Source organism: Angustibacter speluncae (genome assembly GCF_054777815.1).
In genome coordinates this window covers 11,045-11,925 of the sequence record NZ_BAAHAF010000004.1, presented here as the reverse complement: position 1 = coordinate 11,925, position 881 = coordinate 11,045, and the positions used below count along the sequence as shown (strand labels likewise).

Genomic DNA, 881 nt, shown 5'->3' with positions numbered 1-881 from the left:
GCCCGACGCCGTCGTCGCCGACCCGCAGGGCGCGGCCGGGCGGCCAGGTCGCCGGGACGGCGCGGCCCGGGACGCCTGCCATGACGGCGTCGCCGGTGTCGGCGGTGCGCAGCACCAGCCGGGACGGCAGCGCGGAGCCGACCTGGCCCGCGAGCAGCTGCCGCCCGCCGGACAGGACGGTGAGCACGCGCACGGCCGGACCCTGGCGCAGCACGTGCAGGAGCGCGTCCGTGGCGCGCAGCGCGCCGGCCTCCTCGCAGGCGGTCTGGACGGCGTCCCAGCCGTCGACGACGAGCACGACCCACGGCTGGTCGGCCGGGCCGCCCTGCTGGCGCCGGTCGACCAGGTCGCGCAGGTGGTCGAGCACCCGGAGCGTGCGCTCGGTGTCGTCGCGCTCGACCACCGCGCCCACCGCCGGCAGGTCGGCGGCGGCGCGCAGCCCGGCGCCGCCGTCCAGCACGTACGCCCAGGCACCGCCCGCGCGGGCGAGCGAGGCGAGCAGCGCCCGCAGCAGCGTCGTGCGCCCGCTGCGGGTGCCGCCCACGACGGCGAGCGGTCCGTCGGCGGCGAGGTCCCAGCCGGCCGTCCCCTGCCGCTGCCGCGACGGCTGGTCGAGCAGCCCGTAGGCGAGCACCGGACCCTCGCCGCCGGCGGTCGGGCCCAGGTCGTCGAGCTGCACCGAGGCCGGCAGCGGCGGGAGCCACGGGCTGGGCACCGGCTCGACGGCCTCCTGCTCGGCGGCGGTGCGCAGGGCGTCGACCAGCGCGGACAGGTCGGTGCGTCCGCCCTCGCCCTCGGTGCCGCGGGCACCGGGGTGCGGCTGCGGGTCGCCGAGGGTGCTCCACCGCAGCGGGAGCACGGCGACGTCGGCCGGGTCGGCG

At 80.7% G+C, this 881-nt stretch carries 1 protein-coding gene; it reads right to left on the bottom strand.

All coding sequences use genetic code 11. The features are described 5' to 3' along the window. On the bottom strand, window positions 1–881 hold an 881-nt coding region (locus ACYVKY_RS00280; RefSeq protein WP_460432983.1), incomplete at both ends, for an FtsK/SpoIIIE domain-containing protein.